The organism is Streptomyces sp. NPDC127108 (assembly GCF_042677545.1).
Taxonomy (GTDB): Bacteria; Actinomycetota; Actinomycetes; order Streptomycetales; family Streptomycetaceae; genus Streptomyces.
In genome coordinates this window covers 20219-37404 of record NZ_JBHXTE010000016.1, presented here as the reverse complement: position 1 = coordinate 37404, position 17186 = coordinate 20219, and the positions used below count along the sequence as shown (strand labels likewise).

General features: G+C 73.9%; 16 protein-coding genes. 12 read left to right on the top strand and 4 right to left on the bottom strand.

Features of this window, described 5'->3' with window-relative positions; translation table 11 throughout:
• The first annotated feature begins 26 nt into the window (after positions 1-26).
• The 8 genes from ACFVHO_RS15385 to ACFVHO_RS15350 all read left to right on the top strand — a co-directional run bounded on the left by ACFVHO_RS15385 (position 27) and on the right by ACFVHO_RS15350 (position 6578).
• Positions 27-230: an MbtH family protein gene (locus tag ACFVHO_RS15385; RefSeq protein ID WP_385713736.1), complete on the top strand. Its 204-nt coding sequence runs from the start codon at positions 27-29 to the stop codon at positions 228-230.
• A gap of 160 nt (positions 231-390) precedes the next feature.
• Positions 391-1716, top strand: a complete 1326-nt coding sequence (gene lat, locus ACFVHO_RS15380) for an L-lysine 6-transaminase (RefSeq protein ID WP_385713734.1) — start codon at positions 391-393, stop codon at positions 1714-1716.
• Positions 1713-2462 (top strand): thioesterase II family protein, encoded by a 750-nt coding sequence (locus ACFVHO_RS15375; RefSeq protein WP_385713732.1) that lies wholly within the window; start codon positions 1713-1715, stop codon positions 2460-2462. Before lat ends, ACFVHO_RS15375 begins: the two co-directional genes overlap by 4 nt.
• On the top strand, positions 2462-3640 hold the full coding sequence (locus tag ACFVHO_RS15370; protein ID WP_385713731.1) for an NAD(P)/FAD-dependent oxidoreductase: 1179 nt from the start codon (positions 2462-2464) through the stop codon (positions 3638-3640). The genes ACFVHO_RS15375 and ACFVHO_RS15370 overlap by 1 nt, the downstream gene beginning before the upstream one ends.
• Positions 3633-4631, top strand: coding sequence for a trypsin-like serine peptidase (locus ACFVHO_RS15365; RefSeq protein ID WP_385713729.1), 999 nt, complete (start codon positions 3633-3635; stop codon positions 4629-4631). The genes ACFVHO_RS15370 and ACFVHO_RS15365 overlap by 8 nt, the downstream gene beginning before the upstream one ends.
• Positions 4632-4712: 81 nt before the next feature.
• Positions 4713-5411, top strand: a complete 699-nt coding sequence (locus ACFVHO_RS15360; RefSeq protein ID WP_385713727.1) for a hypothetical protein — start codon at positions 4713-4715, stop codon at positions 5409-5411.
• Between the two features lie 220 nt (positions 5412-5631).
• Positions 5632-6117 (top strand): phospholipase, encoded by a 486-nt coding sequence (locus ACFVHO_RS15355; protein ID WP_385713725.1) that lies wholly within the window; start codon positions 5632-5634, stop codon positions 6115-6117.
• A gap of 62 nt (positions 6118-6179) precedes the next feature.
• Positions 6180-6578, top strand: a complete 399-nt coding sequence (locus tag ACFVHO_RS15350) for a MerR family transcriptional regulator (RefSeq protein WP_385713723.1) — start codon at positions 6180-6182, stop codon at positions 6576-6578.
• On the opposite strand, the gene ACFVHO_RS15345 is transcribed toward ACFVHO_RS15350, so the two are convergent.
• Entirely contained in the window at positions 6575-6793 is a 219-nt protein-coding gene (locus ACFVHO_RS15345; RefSeq protein WP_385713722.1) for a hypothetical protein, read from the bottom strand. The genes ACFVHO_RS15350 and ACFVHO_RS15345 overlap by 4 nt on opposite strands.
• Positions 6790-8403 carry an amidase gene (locus tag ACFVHO_RS15340; RefSeq protein ID WP_385713720.1) on the bottom strand — a complete coding sequence of 538 codons (1614 nt, stop codon included), beginning with the start codon at positions 8401-8403 and terminating at the stop codon, positions 6790-6792. The genes ACFVHO_RS15345 and ACFVHO_RS15340 overlap by 4 nt, the downstream gene beginning before the upstream one ends.
• Before the next feature lie 258 nt (positions 8404-8661).
• On the opposite strand from ACFVHO_RS15340, the gene ACFVHO_RS15335 reads away from it, so the two are divergent.
• From ACFVHO_RS15335 to ACFVHO_RS15325, 3 genes are all read left to right on the top strand, one after another.
• Entirely contained in the window at positions 8662-9462 is an 801-nt protein-coding gene (locus tag ACFVHO_RS15335; RefSeq protein ID WP_385713718.1) for a 3-hydroxybutyrate dehydrogenase, read from the top strand.
• Positions 9463-9531: 69 nt separating this feature from the next.
• The gene (locus ACFVHO_RS15330; RefSeq protein ID WP_385713716.1) at positions 9532-10938 is read left to right on the top strand and encodes an MFS transporter; all 1407 of its coding nucleotides are present in this window, start codon (positions 9532-9534) and stop codon (positions 10936-10938) included.
• 114 nt (positions 10939-11052) lie between these two features.
• Complete coding sequence (locus tag ACFVHO_RS15325) at positions 11053-13011, top strand: helix-turn-helix domain-containing protein (protein ID WP_385713714.1); 1959 nt, start codon at positions 11053-11055, stop codon at positions 13009-13011.
• On the opposite strand, the gene ACFVHO_RS15320 is transcribed toward ACFVHO_RS15325, so the two are convergent.
• Positions 12971-15004, bottom strand: coding sequence for an ABC transporter ATP-binding protein (locus ACFVHO_RS15320; protein ID WP_385713712.1), 2034 nt, complete (start codon positions 15002-15004; stop codon positions 12971-12973). The two genes, ACFVHO_RS15325 and ACFVHO_RS15320, sit on opposite strands and share 41 nt — an antisense overlap.
• A gap of 229 nt (positions 15005-15233) precedes the next feature.
• The gene (locus ACFVHO_RS15315) at positions 15234-15755 is read right to left on the bottom strand and encodes a CGNR zinc finger domain-containing protein (RefSeq protein ID WP_385713710.1); all 522 of its coding nucleotides are present in this window, start codon (positions 15753-15755) and stop codon (positions 15234-15236) included.
• 26 nt (positions 15756-15781) lie between these two features.
• Here ACFVHO_RS15315 and ACFVHO_RS15310 point away from each other — a divergent pair, with 26 nt between their 5' ends.
• Entirely contained in the window at positions 15782-17182 is a 1401-nt protein-coding gene (locus ACFVHO_RS15310) for an MFS transporter (RefSeq protein ID WP_385713708.1), read from the top strand.
• The last annotated feature ends 4 nt before the right edge of the window (positions 17183-17186 follow it).

Sequence of the window (17186 nt, the reverse complement as noted above, 5' to 3'; positions counted from 1 at the left end):
GCCTCACCACGCTCAAGGAGACAGCCATGTCCGAAGCGCCCCGCTACGACGTCGTCCGCAACGACGAGGAGCAGTACTCCCTCTGGGAGGCCGACCGCGAACTGCCCCTCGGCTGGCACCGCGAGGGCACCAGCGGCACCCGCGAGGAGTGCGTCGCGCACATCGACCGCGTCTGGACGGACATCCGGCCGCGCAGCGTGCGCACGCGCCAGCAGACGGCCCGGGCCTGACGGCCCGTCCGGCCCGCGACCCGTGAACGGCCACGCACCGCACGAGACACCACCGCACGAGACAGCGCCGCGCCATGCGGCACCGCACGAGACAGCACCACGCCAGGCACACGCCACGCCACACCAGTCACACGCCACGTCACAGGACAAGGGGACAGCCATGAGCCAGGCCGGGATCGACCTGCTGCGCGACCACGTCAGCGGGGACTTCGGTGACATCATTCTGGACGTCCGCAACAGCCAGGGCTGCTGGCTGGTGGACGAGCGGGACGGCTCCCGCTACCTGGACATGTCGATGTTCTACGCATCGGCGCCGCTCGGACACAACCATCCGGCCCTGCACGGCGACGCGGAACTCGACGACGCGTTCCTCGCCGCGGCCCGGATGAAGCCCGCCAACCCCGACTACGGCACCCGCGAACAGGCCCGGTTCGTCGAGGAGTTCCTCGGCCTGCTGGGCTCCGACGACATGCCGTACCTCTTCTTCATCGACGGCGGCGCGCTCGCCGTCGAGAACGCCCTGAAGGTCGCCTTCGACTGGAAAACGCAGCACAACGCCGCCCGCGGCGTCGCCGTGCGCGGCTCGCGGGCCATGCACCTGGAGCGCGCCTTCCACGGCCGCAGCGGCTACACGATGTCCCTGACGAACACCGACCCGTCGAAGATCCGCGACTTCCCCGTCTTCGACTGGCCGCGCATCCCGAGCCCGGCCGTCAACGACATGAGCCGCTGGGACGAGCCGGAGCTGTTCGCCGAGGAGCAGGCCGCCCTGGACGCCGCCGCGGCGGCCTTCTACCGGTACGCCGACGAGATCGCGTGCTTCGTCTTCGAGCCCGTCCAGGGCGAGGGCGGCGACCGCCACCTGCGGCCGCAGTTCCTCAAGGCGATGGCGGAGCTGTGCCACGAGAACGACGCCCTGTTCGTCGCCGACGAGGTGCAGAGCGGCTTCGGGATCACCGGCGAGCGCTGGGCCAGCGAGGCGCTCGGGCTGCGCCCCGACGTGATCGCCTTCGGCAAGAAGACCCAGGTGTGCGGTGTCATCGGCGGGCGCCGGGTCCTGGAGGTGGAGGGCAACGCCTTCCGTACGTCGAGCAGGCTCAGCTCCACCTGGGGCGGCAACCTGGTCGACATGATCCGGGCCACCCGGATCATCCAGGTCGTCCGCGACGAGAACCTCTTCGAGAACGCGGCCCGCACCGGCGCCCACCTGGTCGGCCAGCTCCGCGAGATCGCCGCCGAGTTCCCCGAGCTGGTCTCCGACCCGCGCGGCCGCGGCCTGATGTGCGCGATCACGCTCACCGACGGCGCCCTGCGCGACCGGGTCCTGCAGCGCGCGTACGGCTCCCACGGAGTGATCTTCCTCGGCTCGGGCGAGCGCGAGCTGCGCTGGCGGCCGCCGCTGTCGGTGACCGAGGCCGAGCTTGACCTCGGGATCAGCGCGCTGCGCGCCGTCCTGAAGGAGATCACGGCGGAGGACCACGCATGAACCGCATCGCCCGACCGCAGCCACGCCCCTGGGCGGCGCGCCGGCTCGTCTGCATGGGCTTCGCCGGTGGCGGCACCGTCGGCTTCCGGCCCTGGGCCAGGCTCCTTCCGCTGGAGGTGGAGCTGCGCACCCTGTGCTACCCGGGCCGCGAGTACCGGTACGCGGACGAGATCACCGGCGGCTGGGACGGCTTCGTCGCGGACTGCGCCGACGCCGTCGCCACCGAGGTGCGCGCCCCGTACGTCCTCTACGGCCACAGCATGGGCGCCCTGCTCGCGTTCGAGACCGCGCGACTGCTCCAGGAGCGGGGCGCCCAGGGCCCCGAGAGCCTGATCCTGTCCGGGCACATCGCGCCACAGCACTGGACGGGCGTCCGCTCGGCCAAGCTGGCGACCGCGTCCGACGAGGAGCTGGCCGCGTCCCTGGAGGAGGGCGGCGGCCTGCCGCAGTCGGTCGTCGACGACCCCGACCTGCTCGCCATGGCCGTGGACCTGCTGCGCATGGACATGGAGGCGTACGCCGCCTACGAGTTCCGGCGCGAGCCCCGGCTGCGCGCGGGCATCCACCTCATGGTCGGCGAGGACGAGGTGACGCCCGCCCACGACGGCTGGGAGGAGCTGACGGAGGGCCCGTTCACCCGGTCCCTGCTGCCGGGCGGGCACTTCTTCACGCCCCGCGTCTGGGGGCAGCTGCCGCGCCACATGCCCGCCTTCCTGCCCGACGGCGCCGCCGAGCTGGCGGGCTGATGGGGGCGCGAGTACCCGCGGCGGAGCTGCCGCCCGCCGCCGACGTGGTGATCGTCGGCGGCGGGGTGATGGGCACCAGCATCGCCTTCCACCTGGCCGAGGCCGGGGTCCGTGACGTGGTCCTCCTGGAGCGGGACACGCTGGGCTCGGGTTCCACGAGCAAGGCGGCGGGCGGCATCCGGGGACAGTTCTCGGACGCCGTCAACATCCAGCTGGGTGCCCGCAGCCTGGAGCTGTTCCAGAACTTCGGCACCCGTCCCGGCCAGGAGATCGACCTGCACCGGGAGGGCTATCTGTTCCTGCTCTCCCGGCCCGAGGACGTGGCGGCCTTCGAGCGGAACGTGGCCGTCCAGAACGAGTTGGGCGTGCCGAGCCGGATGCTCGACCCGGCCGAGGCCCGCGCGCTGTCCCCGCTGATCTCCACGGACGGCCTGCTCGCCGCGGCGTACTCGCCCGACGACGGCTACTGCGCGCCGGAGTCGGTGGTCCTCGGCTACGCGGTCGGCGCCCGGCGCTACGGCGCCCGACTCCTGACGAACTGTCAAGTCATCGGCATGGAGCGGGCGGCGGGGCTCTCCGGGGCCACCACCGTGGTCACCGGACGCGGCACGGTCACGGCCGGCACCGTGATCTGCGCGGCCGGGGCCTGGTCGGCGACGCTCGGCGCGATGGCCGGGGTCGACCTGCCCGTGCGGCCCTACCGGCGGCAGGTCCTGGTGACGGGACCGGTGCAGGACCGGCCCGAGCGCGTACCCATGACCATCGACTTCGCCACCAGCTTCTACTTCCACGGCGAGGGCCGGGGCGTGCTGCTCGGCATGTCCGACCCCGACGAGCCCTCCGGGTTCGACCTGTCCCGCTCGGACGCCTGGCTGCCCCGCCTGTCCGAGGCGATGGCCCTGCGCGCGCCCCGGCTCACCGAGGCCGAGGTCGTCACGGGCTGGGCCGGACTCTACGAGGTCACCCCCGACCACAACGCGCTCATCGGCGAGGCCCCGGGCCCCGGCCGCTTCCTGTACGCGACCGGCTTCTCCGGCCACGGCTTCCTTCAGGGGCCCGCGGTCGGCGAGGTCGTCCGCGATCTCTACCTGGGACGACGGCCGTTCGTCGACGTCTCGGCCCTCTCCGCGGAGCGCTTCACCCAGGGCGCGCCACGAAAGGAGCTCAACTGTGTCTGAGGACTCACCCGTGTCCGGCGGACAGGACAGAGCCGGGCGCTTCCGGCTCGGCCGGGTCCGGACCCTGCTCGTCGCCCTGACCGTTTCCGCCGCCGGGCTCGCCGCGGCCACGCCCGCGCAGGCGGCGGACGACACCCCCGGCGTGGTCAGCAGGGCGGCCGTCGTCGACGTACCCGGCGCCGAGGGCGGCACGGCCGCGCAGCGGGAGCGGGCCCTGCTCGACTACTGGACGCCGGAGCGGGTCCGCCGCGCCACCGGCGAGAAGAAGGCCCCGGCGCCCGCCGTGGACCGCGCCGACCCGCGCCTCGCGGCGGCGGGAACGCACTCCACCGCCGTCGGCAAGCTCGTGTTCGAGCACGCCGACGGCAAGCCCGACCACTGCACCGCCACCGCGGTCGACAGCGACTCGGAGATCCTCGTCCTGACCGCGGCGCACTGCCTCCACGAGGGGCCGGGCGGCAGTTGGACGAAGAACGTCGTGTTCATCCCGGCGCGCGAGGGCGGCAGCGAGCCGTTCGGCCGGTTCACCGCCTGGAACGTCGCCACCTCGGCGCTGTGGAGCAGCGGCGCGAAGCCGGACTGGGAGCACGACTACGGCCTGGTCATCACCAACGACAACGCCAAGGGCGAGACCGTCTTCGACGCGGCGGGCGGCTACCAGATCGTGCCCGACGCGCGCACCGGCGAGCAGGTGTCGGTCATGGGCTACTCCGGCCCGCCCTACGACGGCGAGCACCAGGAGTTCTGCCAGGACCTGATCGAGCCGACGGTGCCGCCGATGAACATGTGGCAGGTCGAGTGCCCGAACATGACGCCGGGCTCCAGCGGTTCGCCCTGGTTGCTCGACTACGACTACGACACGGGCTCGGGCTACATCGGTGGCCTCAACAGCATCTCCGACACCCGGGGCTACATGGCCTCACCCCGATTCGACGCCAAGACGGGTGAATTCGTGTCGATGGTGGAGCGGATCGCCGCGGCACGGCCTTAAGCATGGGCGGGAACGGGCGAGCGCGGGCAGTACGGGCAGGCACAGGCAGGCACAGGCAGGCACGGTTCGGAGGGGGACGCGATGAGTGAGGCCGAGGACGGTGCCGGGTCGCGGCTGTCGCCGTCGTTGCCGTCGACCAACCCCGACGGGGGCTGGGGCCGGGCCAAGGTCCCGCTGCCCGCGCCCGCCCTCGACCTCGGCGCCGCGCTGCCCCAGGTCGCCCGGCCCGTCGGCACGGTCGTCCTGCGCACGCTGCTCCTGTCCGCGCAGGACCCGGCGGCCATACCCGCCCGAGAGGACACCCTGAGCGCCGGCGAACGCGCCCGGCTGCCCGGGGATCCGGCGGAGCGGCTGCGATACGTGGCCGAACGCGCCGGACTGCGGCTGCTCCTGGCCTCGTGTCTGGGGGCGGCGCCGCAGGGCATCGCCGTGGACGCGGGCCCCTGCCCGCACTGCGGCGCCGACCACGGGCGGACGGCGAGCGCGCGGGGCAGGCCGCCCCTGTTCGTCGCCACCGCGGCGCACGGCGACCTCGTCGTGCTCGCGCTCGCGGCGGCGCCGGTGGGGCTCGGCCTCGCGGTGTCCGAGGGGCCCGACCGCGAGGCGCTGCTGCGGGCCCGCAAACCGGCCCGGCTCGCGGCGGGTTCGGGTGCTCTCGCCCGGGGCCGGTGCCGGGAACCAAGAACGTCCGGTGTGGCGCGGCACGTCGAGTACGTGGGCGTCCCGCCGGAGGGGGAGTGCGTCGTGTCCGTCGTATGGCAGGAGCACTCCCAGCCCTGAGGCACGCGCGTACGCGTGTGCCCCGACAGCGTCAGCGTGGTGGTTTGGGGCCAAGTCCCATGGCGTATAGGCCAGATGCCGTCAAGAACCCGTCATCGGGGCGCCACCCCCACGCGGCGCGCACGACCACCGGCCGACAGGCCGGCGGTGATCAATGAAAGCCACGGCTCCGCGCAATCCGGCCCGGAGTTGTGTCATGACCCCCACAAGGAGGATCCCCATGCGTCGTCGACTCGCCGCTGTGGCCGTGAGTGCCGCTGCCCTCACCCTCGGGACCGGCCTGGCGGCCGCCCCGGCGTCCGCCGTCCCGGCGGACAAGGCGCAGGTGCTCAGCAGCTGGACGCAGACCAGCGCGGGCAGCTACAACTCGTTCGTCTCGGCCCGCAACAACCAGGGCGCGTGGAGCGCGTACAAGTTCAACTGGTCCACGGACTACTGCTCCTCCTCCCCGGACAACCCGTTCGGCTTCCCGTTCCAGACGGCCTGTGCCCGGCACGACTTCGGCTACCGCAACTACAAGGAGATGGGCAGCTTCGACGCCAACAAGGCCCGCGTCGACAGCGCCTTCTACGCGGACCTGAAGCGAGTCTGTGCCACCTACAGCGGTGCCAAGAAGGTCTCCTGCGACGCGCTGGCCTGGACCTACTACCAGGCCGTCGACAAGCTCGGCAAGGTCGCCCCGCAGAACACCGTGAACGCCGCCTGACCCCGTCGGTGAGGGGGCGGGCCACCGCCCCCTCACCGGCACCACCGGTGGACCATGGGGTCATGGACGACCTCACCCCGATACGGGACGTGGCGGACCGCTTCGGCCTGCCGCTGTCCACGCTGCACTACTGGGAGCGGCGCGGTCTGGTGGCGCCGCACCGGCGCTCCGGGCGGCGGTACTTCGACACCGAGCAGGTCTACCGCGTGGCGCTGATCAAGCTCTGGCGGGAGACCGGCCACATGTCCGTCGACGAGATCGGCACTCTGCTCACTCGCGACGACCCCGCCGCCGACTGGCGGCAGACCGTGCACACCCGCATCGCCGCGCTCCAGGACGACATCGCCCGACTCGACGCCGCCCGCTCCTACCTGGGCCATCTGCTCTCCTGCGACCACGGCCACGACCTGGAGCGCTGCCCCGACTTCCGCGCGACCGTCCCCCTGGGCGACGCCCCCTAGTCCCGCGGCACGACGACCTCCCGGCGCAGCACGGGCCGCGCGTCGGGCGCGGGTACGTCGAAGAGCGCGTCCACGGCCGGGCGCTGCACGGCGTACGCCGCCACGAACCCGGCGATCTCCCGCTCGCCCGCGGGCAGTCCGGCGGCGGCCAGCAGGCTCCGCACCCGGACGCCGATGTCCAGCCGGTCGGCGGTCTCGCCGTGACGGGCGGTCATGCGCGCACCCGCGCGGCGGTGCCGACCGGGCCGCCCGACACCGGTGCCGGGTACGCCGCTGGATCGGGGACGCGCCGGTGCCAGTCGGTCCGCTCCTGGAACGCGTCCCCGACGCGCAGGACCGTCGCCTCGTCCGCCACCGGACCCGCGATCTGCAGCGACAGCGGAAGCCCGGCACCGTTGACCCCCATCGGCACCGCGAGCACGGGGTTGGCCAGCGGATTCCAGTACGGCGTGTGGACCTTGCCGAACACGCCCGCGTGGTCCTGGTGGCCCGCCGCGTCCGCCAGGGCGTCGAACGGGGGCGCCCCGATCGACGCCGTCGGGCACACGATCACGTCCAGGTCCGCGAACAGGGCGTCCACGGCCCCCTGCGCCACCGTGCGCACGCGCTGCGCCTGGACGTAGTCCGCGCCGGACACGAGCGCGCCCATCGCGAGGAGCCCGCGCGCGGCCACACCGTAGTCGTCCCAGCGGCGGGACAGCCCGGCGCGGTGGTGGGCGAGCCCCTCGCTCGCCGCCGTCACGAACACCGTCGTGATCAGCTCCCGCCAGTACGGCAGCCGCACCTCCACCGCGTCCGCGCCGAGGCCGGTGAGCACCGACACGGCCGCGTCGAACACCCCGGGCAGCGCGGGGTCGCCGTCGGCGGGGAAGTGGTGCTCGCGGACGACGCCGATCCGCAGCCCGGCCAGATCACCGCCGAACCGGGGCTCGGCGAAGGGGACTTCGAGCCCGCCCGCGGCCACGAGGCCGCCGCTGCCCGCCGTACGACTGCCCCTGCCGCTGCCCGCCGTGCCCCTGCCGCTGCCCGCCGTGCCACGGCCGCTGCCCGTCGTACCGCTGCCGCCGGACGCCGTACCACCGCCGGACCCCGCACCGCCGTCGCCCCGCCCCCCGGCGATCACGCTCAGCACCGCCGAGCAGTCCCGCGCGCCACGGGCCAGCGGCCCCACCCGGTCCAGGCTGTACCCGAGCGGCACACACCCGGTCGCCGGCACCCGCCCGAACGTCGGCAGCAACCCGCTGACCCCGCAGAACGCGGCGGGCATGCGGATGCTCCCGCCCGTGTCGCTGCCGAGCGCGGCCGCGAAGAGGCCCGCCGCGACACCGCTCGCGGAGCCCGAACTGGAGCCCCCGGCCCACAGGTCGGGCCGCCACGGGTTGCGCGGGAACGGGAACGGCTCGTCCTCCTCGGGGAGTCCGCAGCCGAACTCCATCGCGGTCGTCTTCCCGGTGATCACGGCGCCCGCCGCGCGCAGCCGGGCCACCACCGGGGCGTCCCGCCCGGCCCACCAGGTCCGGTCGTGGACGAGGCTCTGCGCGGTGGTCGGCCCGTCGGCCACCGCGATCGTGTCCTTCACGCCGAACGGGATCCCGTGCAGCGGCCCGCGGTCGTACCCGCGCGCCAACTCCTCGTCCGCGCGCCGGGCAGCCGCCCGCGCCCGCTCGTCGAACCTCGCCAGATACACGCCGAGCAGCCTGTCGTGCCGCTCGGCCGCCGCGATGGCCGCCTCGGTGAGGCCGGCGCTGGTCACGGTGCCGTCCCGCAGCGCGACCGCGGTCTCGGACAGGGTCAGGGGCAGGGTCAGGGGCAGGGATTCGCTCATGTTCCACCTCCGTGTACGCCGCCCGGGTGCGGCGGCCGGTGGCACGCCACCCTTCCCGTTCAACCCGAGTTGAACGCAAGCGGCCGAGGAGACCGTCCCGCCGGGAAGCACGCTCCGCCGAGGGCGGCGATCCCGCCGGGAGGCACGCTCCGCCGAGGGTGGGTGCCGCGCCCATGGCGGGCGCCGCCATGAGGTCGAGCCGGAGTGTGGTGCCGGGCCACATGGGCTTCGTCCCGCGCCGTCCCTATGTTTCCGGCCATGACCAGCGGACCTCACCCCACGCCCGACGCCCCGACTCCGGCCGCCCCGGGCGCCGTCGGCCTCAGCGGCCGCGTCGCCCTCGTCACCGGCGGCGGCAGCGGCATCGGCCGTGCCTGCGCCATGGCCCTCGCGGCGGCGGGCGCCGAGCTCCACGTCGTCGACATCGACGCGGCCGCCGCCAAGGCCGTCGCGGACACCGGAGGCGGTCACGCGCACACCACCGACCTCGCCGACGCCGACGCCGTCGCCGCGCTGCCGGCGGACGTCGACATCCTCGTCAACAGTGCCGGACTCCAGCACGTCGCGCCGATCGCCGAGTTCCCGCCCGCCCGGTTCGCGCTGATCCAACAGGTGATGGTCACCGCCCCGTTCCTGCTCCTGCGGCAGAGCCTGCCGCACATGTACGCGCGCGGCTGGGGCCGTGTCGTCAACATCTCCAGCGTCCACGGCCACCGCGCCAGCGCCTACAAGAGCGCCTACGTCGCCGCCAAGCACGCCCTGGAGGGCCTCAGCAAGGTCACCGCCGTCGAAGGCGCCCCGCACGGCGTGACCAGCAACTGCGTCAGCCCCGGCTACGTACGCACCCCGCTCGTGCAGGGGCAGATCCACGACCAGGCCGCCGCCCACCGCATCAGCGACGAGGCCGTCGTCGCCGAGGTGCTGCTCGCCCGCTCACCCGTGAAGCGCCTCATCGAACCCGAGGAGGTCGCCGCGGCCGTCCTGTGGCTGTGCGGCCCCCACAGCGGCTTCGTCACCGGAACGTCCCTGTCGATGGACGGCGGCTGGGCGGCGACCTGACCCCGGCGCGCCTCCCCGCACGACCCCGCTCATGCCTGTGCCACCCGCGAGTGAAACCCGGTGATCCCCATGGCCCGTCCCCGCAGCAGCATCGGCAAGATCGTCGGTGCCAGCCTCGTCGGCACCACCATCGAGTGGTACGACTTCTTCCTCTACGGCTCCGCCGCCGCCCTCGTCTTCAACGAGATCTTCTTCCCCACCGCCGACCCGCTCACCGGCACCCTCATCGCCTTCATCACCTACGCCATCGGCTTCCTCGCCCGGCCGCTCGGCGGCGTCGTCTTCGGGCACTTCGGCGACAAGGTCGGCCGCAAGAAGCTGCTCGTGCTCAGCCTGCTCCTGATGGGCGGCGCCACGTTCGCGATGGGCCTGCTGCCCACGTACGACGCGATCGGCGTCGGCGCGCCCGTCCTCCTGACCGTCCTTCGCCTCGTGCAGGGCTTCGCGCTCGGCGGGGAGTGGGGCGGCGCCGTGCTCATCGTCTCCGAGCACGGGGGCGACAAGCACCGCGGCTTCTGGGCCTCCTGGCCGCAGTCCGGGGCGCCCGGCGGCAACCTCCTGGCCACCGGTGTGCTCGCGCTGCTCGCCGCCGTGCAGTCCGAGTCCACCTTCCAGGCCTGGGGCTGGCGCGTGCCGTTCCTGCTCTCCGGCGTCCTGGTGATGGTCGGCCTGTGGATCCGCCTGTCCGTCTCCGAGTCGCCGGTCTTCCTCGAGGCGCAGGCCAGGGCCGAGGCGGCCGCCGCGCACGGGGCCAAGGAAGCGCCGCCCGTGGTGGAGGTGTTCCGCAGGAACTGGCGGGAGGTCCTCACCGCGATCGGCACCCGCTTCGGCGAGAACATCTCGTACTACGTCCTCACCTCCTTCGTCCTCGTGTACGTCACCAAACACCTCGACCTGCCCAAGAGCACCGCCCTCAACGCCGTCCTGATCGGCTCCGCCGTGCACTTCGTCACCATCCCGGCCTGGGGCGCCCTCTCCGACCGGATCGGGCGGCGCCCGGTGACGCTCATCGGGTCGGCGGGCATGGCGCTGTGGGCCTTCGCGTTCTTCGGCCTCGTCGACTCGGAGTCGTTCGCCGTGATCACCGCGGCGGTCACGGTGGGGCTGCTGTTCCACGGCGCCATGTACGGGCCGCAGGCCGCGTTCATCTCCGAGATGTTCGACACCAAGGTCCGCTACTCCGGCGCCTCCATGGGCTCCCAGCTCGCCTCGATCGTCGCGGGCGCGCTCGCCCCGATCATCGCCGTGGAACTCCTCAAGGAGTACGACTCCTCCGTGCCCGTCGCCCTCTATCTGTCCCTGGCCGCCGTGGTGACGACGGTGACCGTGGCCCTCGCCCGCGAGACCCGGGGCCGGGACCTGCGCACCGAGGCGGGCGAGAGCCCGACGGCGGGCCCGCCCCCGGCGCCGGCAGGGCCCGCCGCACCCGCTGCGCGCACCGAGGAGACGGCAGTACGCTCCGGCGAACCGTCCTGAGCACCCGCACCGCACGCCCGGGCACCCGCACCGCGCCCAGGCACGCGAACCGCGCCCAGGCACGCGAACCGCGCCCGGGCACACGAACCGCACCTCGGAAGGCAGCCACCACCCATGGCAACCGCCCGCCCCCGCACCACCGTGCCCCAGGACCCGGGCGACACCGTGGCCGACTCCCTGTGGCACCTGCTCGACCTGCTCGGACGGCAGGCCCCGGCCGAGAGCTTCGCCGCGGCCGCCGCCGCGGCCCGGGACGCGGGGGCGGGCCCGGCGGAACTGGCCCGCGTCGAGGCGGCCACCGAGACCGCCCTCGGCATCCGCCGCACCCTCGACCAGCACCGGCGCCGCGAGGCCGAGCTGTCCGCGCTCTTCGACACCGCGGGCGACCTCGCGGCCCTCAGCGACCTGGACGCGGTCCTGCGCGCCATCGTGCGCCGCGCCCGGCTGCTCCTGCGCACCGACGTCGCGTACCTGACCCTCAACGCCCCCGCCGAGGGCGACACGTTCATGCGGGTCACCGACGGCTCCACGTCCGCGAAGTTCCAGCAGCTGCGGCTCGGCATGGGGGAGGGCCTCGGCGGTCTGGTCGCGCAGACCGCCCGGCCCTACGCCAGCGCCGACTACCGCGCCGACACCCGCTTCAAGCACACCGCCGTCATCGACGCGGGCGTCGGCGAGGAGGGCCTGCGCGGCATCCTCGGCGTACCCCTGCGCGTCGGCAGCCGCGTCATCGGCGTCCTGTACGCGGCCGACCGCACCCCGCGCGACTTCGCCCCCGACCAGATCGCGCTGCTCTCCTCGCTCGCCGACCACGCGGCCGTCGCCATCGACAGCGCCCGCCTGCTGGAGGAGACCCGCGCCGCCCTGGTCGAACTCAACGCGGCGACCGCCACCGCCCGCGCCCAGAGCGAGGCCATGCGGCGCGCCGCCGAGACCCACGACCGCCTCACCGACCTGGTCCTTCGCGGCGGCGACGTGTCCGACCTCGCCGCCGAGATAGCCGCGCTCCTCGACGGCGGCCTCGTCGTCCAGGACGCCGACGGCACCGAACTGGCCCGCGTCGGCGGGGAGTCGGCGACCGCGCCCGCCCGGGGCGTCGCCGCGTCGCGCGCCAGCGGGCACGCTGTGGCCGTCGACGGCGTCTGGGTGTCCGCCGTGCTTGCCGGGCCCGAGCCGCTCGGCAGCATCGCGCTCAGCGGCCGCCCCGACCTCACCGACAGCGACCGGCGCCTCTTCGAACGCGCGGGCCTGGACACGGCGTTGCTGCTGCTCCTGCGCCGCTCCGTGGCCGAGGCGGAGGACCGGGTGCGCGGCGAACTCCTCGACGACCTGCTCACCGCCGCCCACGCCTCCGACCCGCGCCGCGCCGGACGCCTCTGCCTGCGCGCCCGCCGCCTCGGCGTCGACCTCGCGGAGCCGACCTCCGTCCTCGTCCTGACCTGCGAACCCGATCTGCGCACCCGCCTGGTGACCGAGACCGCCCGGCGCGCCCGCACCCTGCGCGGCCTCGCCGCACCCCAGGGCGGCCACGTCGTCCTGCTCGCGCCCACCGCCACGCCGGGACCGCTCGCCGAGCGTCTGTCCGCCGACCTCGGCCGGGCCGTCGGGGCGCCCGTGACGTGCGGCGCCGCCGGACCCGCAGAAGGCCCCGCCCGGCTGCCCGCCGTCCACGCCGAGGCGCTGCGCTGTCTGCGCGCCCTGACCGTCCTCGGCCGCACCGGCCAGGGCGCGAGCCTGTCCGACCTGGGCTTCGTCGGCGTACTCCTCGGCGACCACACCGACGTCGACGGCATCGACGGCTACGTCCAGCGCGTCCTAGGGCCCGTCATCGACTACGACACCCGGCGCGGCACCGAACTCGTCCGCACCCTCGACGCCTACTTCGAGGCGGGCGCGAGCCTGTCCCGCGCGAAGGACGCGCTGCACGTCCACGTCAACACCGTCGTGCAGCGCCTCGACCGCACCGCACGCCTCCTGGGCCCGGACTGGAACAGTCCCGACCGGGCCCTGGAGCTCCAACTGGCGCTGCGCCTCAACCGGTTGCGCCGCCCGCCGGGGACTGGTCCGGCGTAGCGTCACGGGTCCTGCGGCGCTGCGTGGGCACGGCGTCGAGGGTGTCGGTGCGGTACTGGAGCGACTGGAGCTCGAACAGGCGCCGGAACAGATGTGGTCCGTCGGGGGATTGTGTCTCCTCCGACATCAGCGTGGCGAAGTCGCCCTGCTCGACGAGTCTGCCCTCGTCGAGGACGAAGATGACGTCGGCCTCCTTGACGCTGTGCAGACGGTGCGTGACCAGGACGATCGTCTGGTCGGCCGACGCGAGCGCGCGGATCTTGCGGAAGGCGTCGATCTCGGCGGCGGGGTCCATGCTGCTGGTCGGCTCGTCGCAGATGAGGATGTCGGCGTCGCGGAAGTAGGCGCGGGCCAGGGCGATGCGCTGCCACTGGCCGCCGGACAGGTCGACGCCGCCCTCGTAGCCCTTCTCGCACAGGGTGTCCCAGCCGTGCGGCAGGTCGTCGAGCACGCCGTCCACACCCGCGTACGCGGCCGCCGCGTCGAGCCGCGACGCGTCGTGGATGTCGGCGGGGCGGCTGATGGCGACATTGGCGCGGGCGGTGAACGGCCACCGCTGGAAGTCCTGCAGGACCAGCGCGACATGGCCGAAGACGTCCTCGCGGCGCAGCGCGCACAGGTCGGTGCCGTCCCAGGTGATGGTGCCCGACGTGGGCAGATAGAGGCCCGCGAGGAGTTTGCTCAGGGTCGTCTTGCCCGATCCGTTCGCGCCGACGAGGGCGATCACCTGGCCCTTGCGGATGGTCAGGGACACGTTGTCGAGCGCCGGGGTGTCGCGCTCGGGGTAGCGGAAGCTCACCCGGTCGAACTCGATCACGGCGGGCGGCCGCGGCACCGGGACGCCGGTCGCGGGGATGGCGCGCTTCTTGGCCTCCTCACGGGCGCGGATCAAGTCGTTCATGAACAGGCTCTGTTCGTAGAGGTGGTGGATGTGCGACACCATGCGGCGCAGCCCCGCCGTGCCGCTGGTCAGCGCGAGCGCGGCGGTCGCGCCCGACGCCAGCGGCAGATGACCGTTCGTCAGGAGCCAGGCGAGCAGGGCGTACGTGGCGCCCGCGGTCAGGCCCGACAGGGCGGACGTGGCCAGCTCGGTACGGGCCTCCAGATGCGCGAGGCGCGTCTGCTCGTCCGCGGCCTGTGCCGCCATCTGGTCGAACTGGTCGAGCAGGAACGGGCCCGCGCCGTGCACCCGCAGCTCCGGCGCCGCCTTCTGCGAGATGAGCAGCCGCCGCAACGCCCCTTGCTGACGCACGTGTTCCAGCCAGATCTGCACCGACTCGTACGTGCGCCGCGCGGCCCGCACCGTGCCCCACGCCTTGGGCACCACCACCGCGAGCAGCAGCGGAAGCAGCACCGGGTGCAGCACGGCGAGGACCCCGCTGACGGCGAGCAGCGCCATCAGGGCCTCGACGATGCCGAGGGTGTGCTCGATGAGACGGCGGGCCGCGGTCTGGCCGTGCTGTCCGGAGTCGAGGACCGCGTGGAAGTCGGAGCGCTCGATGTGCTCCATCTCCACCCGGATGACCTCCTTCATCATGGAGAGCCCCGCCACCCGCTCCACCTTCGGCCCGAGGCGGCCCGCCGCCGCGAACGACACGGCCCGCAGCGTCGCCGCGAACGCGCTGGCGGCGGCCACCCACACCAGCGACGGCAGCGCGTCGCGCACTCGGTCGGCCGTCGGGCCAGCGGCGAACAGCGACACCAGGACGCGGTTGGTGGCGAGCAGCCCGAACGCGGTCGCCGCGGCCTGGCCGAGCTGGGCCACCGCGACCACCACGAGGGCCACCGGGTCGGCGCGCCAGCCCAGCGTCACGGTGTGCCGGAAGAGGCGGGGGATCTGCCGCAGGATCGACAGGAACGACGCGTTGAGGCGCGCCAGTTCGTGTGCGGTCCAGCCCCATGAACCGCGTAACCGCCCGCCGAAGAGCAGCTGTTCGGGGGGCGTGGGGGTGCCGGGGCGGCGCTTCCCGGGAGCCGGGGGAAGTGATGCCAAAGTTCCTCCCTGATCAGGGTTCTCCGTCCGGCACCTGCCCCGGACGGCTCCGTCGATCCTCACCAGAAGATCGGCGCGACGGAGTACCCCGGACGAAACTTTCGGACGAATGTCTGAAAGCGTCCTGTATTGACGGGAGTTGAGGGGGCGGGAGGGGGCGGCCGGGGCCGGTGCGAGGCAGGTGGGCGTGGGCGCCGCCCGTGCACGGTGCGGTGCGCGCCCGCGCGGTTCAGGAGAGGGCGCGCGCCCGGTGGCGGCGTACCGCGTCCCGGTTGGCGCACCGCTGCGAGCAGTAGCGCTGCCGTCCGGTGCGGGAGGTGTCGGCGAAGATCGTGGTGCACTCCGTGACGGTGCACCGCCGCAGCCGGTGCATGCCCCGACCTGTCAGGTGCAGCGCCGTGCCCACGGAGATCAGCGCGAACAGCAGCGGACCGAGCGGCTGTTCGTCGTCCCGGTAGTGCAGATGCCAGCCCGTGCCGGCGTGGTCGGTCAGGCGGGGGTGGGTGGTGGCCGCCGCGAGCATGCGGTTGAGCAGCTCGGCGCGAGCCTCCTCGTCGGCGGCGTCGACGACCTCCTCCCACGCCGTCAGCGCCTCCAGGGCGCGGTCCAGGTCCTGCGGCACGACCGGCCGCTCCAGGGCGAGACCGGCCGCGTGGCAGCGGTCCGCGAGCTCCGCGGCGGTCGTCGGGCGCCGGTTGGCCAGATCCGCGGCCAGGTTCACGACGTCCGCGCCGTAAGGGTTGAGATGCACAAGACCATTACAGCAGCCTGATCGGCATGCGACGACGTGCGAGGGACAGACGTACGAGGGGCACAGGCCCAGCCGCGGGGGACCGGGATCCGTGGCGCTACCGGTGGGCCGTCCTCGGCATCGCCACCTTCACGCAAGCCGCCGCCGGCTTCTTCGTGCAGGGCATCGGCGCCCTGGGCATCCACCTGCAACGCGACCTGGACCTCAGCACCGCCCAGCTCGGAATGCTGGTCTCGGCGTCCCAACTGGTCCCACTGGTAGGCCTGTTGGTGGCCGGTGAGCTCCTCGACCGCTACAACGAACGCTGGGTCGTCGGCATCGGCGCCTGCGTGGTGGCCGTGGCCCTGGGCGCGGGGAGCGCCGCGCCCGGCTATGTCCCCCTGCTCTGCGTCCTGTTGGTCGTCGGGGCGGGCTACAGCACCGTCCAGCCCGGCGGCAGCAAGTCGGTGGCGTCCTGGTTCGACACATCCCGGCGCGGATTCGCGATGGGGGTGCGCCAGGCGGGCCTGCCGTTGGGCGCCGCGCTCGCCTCGGCCGTGCTGCCGCTCCTCGCGGAGGCCCACGGCTGGCGCGCGACGCTGGTGGCCGGGGGGTTCGTGGCGCTGCTCGGGGCCGGTGTCTTCATGGGCGGCTACCGGCGCCCGCCGTCCGTCCCGTCCACCCTGTCCGGCTCCTCGGCCTCGCCCCCTTTGCCCGCGCCCCCGCTGCCCGCGCCCCCGCTCAAGGAGCCGTCCGCCCCGCTCTCCGCGCGACTCGCCGACCGGCTGCGGCTGCTCCGCACACCCTCCATGGCGAAGATCGTGCTGTCCGGGACGACCTTGATCTCGGTGCAGTACGCGGTGGGTGTCCTGACCGTCCTGCACCTGCACGAGGCGGCCTCGGTCGGAGCCGGGACGGCGGCCCTGGTCCTGGTGGCCGCCCAGGGTGCGGGCGTGGTCGGCCGGATCGCCCTCGCCGTGCGCAGCGACCGGAGTCGCTCCGGTCGGCACGGCACCATCGCCCTCTGCATGGTCGGCGTCGTCGCGGGGATGCTGGTCCTGATGACTCCGCTGGGCCGCTCGCCCGCCCTGGCCTGCGGTGTCCTCGTCTGGCTCGGCTTCTTCGGCTACGGCTGGTACGGGCCGTGGGTCGCCTACGTGACCGAGTCGGCCCCCGCGGGCCGGACCGGGTTCACCCTCGGCCTCGCCATGTCCGGAAACCAGGTCGCCATCGTCCTCATGCCGCCCGCGCTCGGCCTGCTCCGGGACCTGACGGGCAGCTTCACCGTGGTCTGGGGCCTGCTGTCCGCGCTGACCGTGGCGGCCCTCGCGGTCACCGCCCGCGCCGACCGCCGCCGGAGGCACGGTCCGCCCGGCGGCGGGGGCCTGCCGGACGCCGCCGGGGCTCGGCCTCCGGCCTCGTCCGCGGCCTCTCATCGCCCGGACTGACCGT

Bases quoted from the DNA above. Each gene is read 5' to 3' on its own strand.
- ACFVHO_RS15385 (WP_385713736.1), top strand. From the start codon at position 27: ATGTCCGAAGCGCCCCGCTACGACGTCGTCCGCAACGACGAGGAGCAG.
- lat (WP_385713734.1), top strand. From the start codon at position 391: ATGAGCCAGGCCGGGATCGACCTGCTGCGCGACCACGTCAGCGGGGAC.
- ACFVHO_RS15375 (WP_385713732.1), top strand. From the start codon at position 1,713: ATGAACCGCATCGCCCGACCGCAGCCACGCCCCTGGGCGGCGCGCCGG.
- ACFVHO_RS15370 (WP_385713731.1), top strand. From the start codon at position 2,462: ATGGGGGCGCGAGTACCCGCGGCGGAGCTGCCGCCCGCCGCCGACGTG.
- ACFVHO_RS15360 (WP_385713727.1), top strand. From the start codon at position 4,713: ATGAGTGAGGCCGAGGACGGTGCCGGGTCGCGGCTGTCGCCGTCGTTG.
- ACFVHO_RS15355 (WP_385713725.1), top strand. From the start codon at position 5,632: ATGCGTCGTCGACTCGCCGCTGTGGCCGTGAGTGCCGCTGCCCTCACC.
- ACFVHO_RS15350 (WP_385713723.1), top strand. From the start codon at position 6,180: ATGGACGACCTCACCCCGATACGGGACGTGGCGGACCGCTTCGGCCTG.
- ACFVHO_RS15345 (WP_385713722.1), bottom strand. From the start codon at position 6,793: ATGACCGCCCGTCACGGCGAGACCGCCGACCGGCTGGACATCGGCGTC.
- ACFVHO_RS15340 (WP_385713720.1), bottom strand. From the start codon at position 8,403: ATGAGCGAATCCCTGCCCCTGACCCTGCCCCTGACCCTGTCCGAGACC.
- ACFVHO_RS15335 (WP_385713718.1), top strand. From the start codon at position 8,662: ATGACCAGCGGACCTCACCCCACGCCCGACGCCCCGACTCCGGCCGCC.
- ACFVHO_RS15330 (WP_385713716.1), top strand. From the start codon at position 9,532: ATGGCCCGTCCCCGCAGCAGCATCGGCAAGATCGTCGGTGCCAGCCTC.
- ACFVHO_RS15325 (WP_385713714.1), top strand. From the start codon at position 11,053: ATGGCAACCGCCCGCCCCCGCACCACCGTGCCCCAGGACCCGGGCGAC.
- ACFVHO_RS15310 (WP_385713708.1), top strand. From the start codon at position 15,782: ATGCGACGACGTGCGAGGGACAGACGTACGAGGGGCACAGGCCCAGCC.